Here is a 3295-nt window from a genome sequence, read left to right as displayed (position 1 = left end):
ATCAATCTTCAAACAGAATAAATCAATATTTTATTACCCTTTATTTTCTTATTGATATGGAATTTTTAGGACATACATATCCTTCAAGTCGAAAAATAAATGAATAAAATCAAACATCATTTTGTGTGGTAGTTTAAAATTACTATTTTATGTGAATAAATTAGATTAGATGTTTGGTATAAATGTTGCTAATCTAGTGAAAAAATGAACAAATCGTGCTAAACTAAGTAATGAAAGTAGAGGAAGGAATTATGAGTAAAAAACCAGTAGTATTAGTGGTTATGGATGGTGTTGGCTGCACTGATAAAGATAACGGAAATGCAGTAATGCACGCATACAAACCACAATTAGACACATTAATGAAAACATGTCCAAACATTCAAATTAAAGCACATGGTCTTGCGGTTGGGTTACCTAGTGATGATGATATGGGTAATTCAGAAGTTGGGCATAATGCTTTAGGATGTGGACAAGTATATAGCCAAGGAGCAAAACTAGTAAATGAAAGCATTGAAACAGGAGCTATCTTCCAATCAGAAACTTGGAAAGAAGCAATTGATTCATGTAAAAATGGAACATTACATTTCTTAGGATTACTATCTGATGGAAATGTTCACTCAAATATTGCGCACTTAGAAGCAATGCTTAAACAAGCTAAAGCTGATGGAGCAAAAAGAGTACGTATTCATGCATTGTTAGATGGACGTGATGTTCCTGAAACAAGTGCGTTAATCTATGTAGAACAAATTGAAAACTTAATTAGCGAATTAAATGACGCTAACTTTGATATTAAAGTAGCATCAGGTGGCGGACGTATGAAAATTACAATGGACCGTTATGAAGCTAACTGGAAAATGGTTGAAGAAGGATGGCATGTTCATGTACTAGGAGAAGGAAGAAAATTCCCTTCAATGAAAGATGCAGTTGAAACATACCGTAATGAATTAAAAGTATCTGACCAAGATCTTCCAGGATTCGTTATTGAAGAAAACGGACAACCAGTAGGTACAATCAATGATGGTGATAGTGTAATTCTATTCAACTTCCGTGGAGACCGTGCTATTGAAATTTCAAAAGCATTTGGAAATGCAGACTTCAAAGAGTTTGATCGTGTACGCTTCCCTAAGGTGTTCTATGCAGGGATGTTACAATATGATGGAGATTTAAAAATCCCTAATAAATTCTTAGTAGCACCACCACACATCACAAATACAATGAGTGAATTCCTTGTAAAACAAGGTGTTAAATCATATGCAATTAGTGAAACACAAAAATATGGTCACGTTACTTATTTCTGGAATGGTAACCGTTCTGAGAAATTCGATGATAAATTAGAAACTTGGGTTGAAGTACCTAGTGATGTAATTCCATTTGAACAAAGACCTTGGATGAAAGCTGCAGAAATTACAGATAAGCTAGTTGATGCAATTGAATCTAAAGAATATGATTTCTTACGTGTAAACTATCCAAATGGAGACATGGTAGGACATACAGGGAATTACGAAGCTACATTAATTGGTGTTGAAACAGTTGACTTAGTACTTAAGAGAATCATGAATGCTTGTGAAAAAGCAGGATATACTCTATTAATTACTGCTGACCATGGTAATGCTGATGAAATGTATGAAAAGAGAAAAAATCCAGAAGATGCACCTAAACCAAAAACAGCTCATACATTGAATCCAGTTCCATTTATTGTATACAACAATGATGTTGTATTAAAAGATGGTGGAAATTATGGATTAAGTAATGTTGCATCAACAGTTGTTGAGTTACTAGGATTCAAAGCACCTGAAGGTTGGGATGAAAGTTTAATTAAATAAGTATAAATAAGAACTATCAATTACTCGTAATGAGAATTGGTAGTTTTTTTTTCGAATTCTTTGCATTATGTTATGTATTTGTGTGACGTGATGGGAAGAAATGTCGGAAAAAGATAGAAAAAGTTACTGATAACCCAAAAAAATGTAAAGGAACCTTGACAATATTTACTTAAATAACTATACTATATGTAAAGGAACCTTGTCACAAATAGAAAGGTGGATAAGTATTGAAGAATAAAGTTGAAGAATTAAGAAAGGAACTTAAGTTAAGTCAAGATGAATTTGCAAAAGCAATAAGAGTCTCAAGACAAACAGTAAGTTCAATTGAAACGGGGAAGTATAATCCCTCGCTTGACTTAGCATTTGATATTGCGAACTTTTTCAACAAATCTGTTGAGGAAATATTTATTTACGAAAGGAAGGGTGTTAAATGAAGAAAAGTATATTATTTACAGGTGTTGTTTATACGTTGGTTGGTTGTGTATTTCTCTTTTGTGGTATCGTATTAAATACTAAAATTAACAGTATACTATGGGGACTTGCAGGTGCTGGAATTGGACCGGGAGTTTTCTTGATTTGTAAGTACCTATACTGGTCACAACCCAAAAACACAGCAAAATATGTTGATAAAATGGAAAATGAAGAAATTGAACAACACGATGAACGAAAGGAAATGTTACGTAATAAAACAGGCAGAGTAATGGCTTTCGTAAATCTAGCGATGACCAGTTTGGCACTTATTGTCTTTAGTATATTGAATGAAATGGAAGTGATTATTTATGCAAAACCAATGGTTATTGCATGTGCAATTTACTTTAATGTTCAAATTTGTTTGCAAATTGTAATTTTTAAAGCCCTAGAAAAAAAATATTAAGATAATTTTGATCGCAGAATAAAGTTAATCATAACTATTAAATAACCAAGAGCTTACTGCTTTTGGTTTTTATATAGTTTTTAAGAGGCGAATTAATTACTGATCAATAAAAAATCCTCTTAGAAAAAGAGGATCATTATTATTGGCGAATAAAGATGAGATCAGAAATTGGTATTTCATCATCAGATAGAAATCGTTCAACTTTCATATGCAAATCGTATTTATTTCTAAGAGTAGTAATTTGATACATCATAGGTGATGCATGATGAATATCAATTGAAGATTGGTCCTTCCATGAATCGATTAATAAGACAGTTTCGTTATCATCCATGGGGAAGAAGTAATCATAACGCAAGTTACCGTCTTCTTTTCTTATTTGATTAACAATTCCTTGATCAATCATTTCTTGTGCGAATTTTCTGGCATTGCCATTTGTTCCAAAATAATAAATATTAACAGTGATTGACATGGTTTGTCTCCTTTTGTAATAACACAATGGCGAGTTCGAATGCTTTAATTCTTCGTATACCTAATGTATGTTGTGAAGTTCCTTCTTTGAATTTTGGCATTACTTTTAAAACACGTTGAATGGTAGTTG

General features: G+C 32.4%; 4 protein-coding genes. 3 read left to right on the top strand and 1 reads right to left on the bottom strand.

The features are described 5' to 3' along the window. Nucleotides 1-251: 251 nt before the first annotated feature. The 3 genes from gpmI (at nucleotide 252) to RR643_RS09265 (ending at nucleotide 2697) form a co-directional block, all read left to right on the top strand. Entirely contained in the window at nucleotides 252-1823 is a 1572-nt protein-coding gene (gpmI, locus tag RR643_RS09275) for a 2,3-bisphosphoglycerate-independent phosphoglycerate mutase (protein WP_332483042.1), read from the top strand. Nucleotides 1824-2050: 227 nt separating this feature from the next. After that, entirely contained in the window at nucleotides 2051-2257 is a 207-nt protein-coding gene (locus tag RR643_RS09270; protein ID WP_332470170.1) for a helix-turn-helix transcriptional regulator, read from the top strand. Beyond that, entirely contained in the window at nucleotides 2254-2697 is a 444-nt protein-coding gene (locus RR643_RS09265; RefSeq protein ID WP_332483041.1) for a hypothetical protein, read from the top strand. Before RR643_RS09270 ends, RR643_RS09265 begins: the two co-directional genes overlap by 4 nt. Before the next feature lie 139 nt (nucleotides 2698-2836). Here RR643_RS09265 and RR643_RS09260 read toward each other — a convergent pair whose 3' ends face one another. Further along, a complete protein-coding gene (locus RR643_RS09260) occupies nucleotides 2837-3166 on the bottom strand; it encodes a putative quinol monooxygenase (protein WP_332483040.1) in 330 nt (109 codons plus the stop codon). Nucleotides 3167-3295 lie beyond the last annotated feature (129 nt).

The sequence above is a fragment of the Anaerorhabdus sp. genome, from assembly GCF_036637135.1.
GTDB lineage: Bacteria > Bacillota_I > Bacilli_A > Erysipelotrichales > Erysipelotrichaceae > Anaerorhabdus.
This window is presented reverse-complemented; position numbering and strand designations above follow the sequence as displayed.

Bases quoted from the DNA above. Each gene is read 5' to 3' on its own strand.
- gpmI (WP_332483042.1), top strand. From the start codon at position 252: ATGAGTAAAAAACCAGTAGTATTAGTGGTTATGGATGGTGTTGGCTGC.
- RR643_RS09265 (WP_332483041.1), top strand. From the start codon at position 2,254: ATGAAGAAAAGTATATTATTTACAGGTGTTGTTTATACGTTGGTTGGT.
- RR643_RS09260 (WP_332483040.1), bottom strand. From the start codon at position 3,166: ATGTCAATCACTGTTAATATTTATTATTTTGGAACAAATGGCAATGCC.